Raw genomic sequence first — 269 nt, 5'->3', positions numbered from 1 at the left:
AGGTGAGACGAATTTTCGGCGAATGGCGCGCAAAGGCAACTGAAAGCACGCCCGCGCCACAGCCGACATCCAGCACTTTACCTTTCGTGTGCGGAGTTAACGTCGAGAGCAGCAACTGGCTACCGACATCCAGACCGTCGCGGCTAAACACGCCAGGCAGCGTTTTGACCGTCAGGCCATCGACGCTGTATTCGCCCCAGAATTTCTCCGCATCAAATACCGGCTGTTTTTCCAGACGACCAAAATAGAGGCCACAGCGACGAGCGCTG

Annotated in this window: 1 protein-coding gene; it reads right to left on the bottom strand. The window is 56.9% G+C overall.

What is annotated here, in order from left to right; all coding sequences use genetic code 11:
* On the bottom strand, positions 1-269 hold a 269-nt coding region (locus tag FN960_RS24130), incomplete at both ends, for a methyltransferase (RefSeq protein ID WP_143850820.1).

Origin of the sequence: Alkalicoccobacillus porphyridii, from assembly GCF_007293315.1 — a bacterium.
Lineage (GTDB): Bacteria > Bacillota > Bacilli > Bacillales > Bacillaceae_D > Alkalicoccobacillus > Alkalicoccobacillus porphyridii.
The sequence above is the reverse complement of the archived record's forward strand: the minus strand, read 5'-3'. Positions and strand labels throughout refer to the sequence as shown.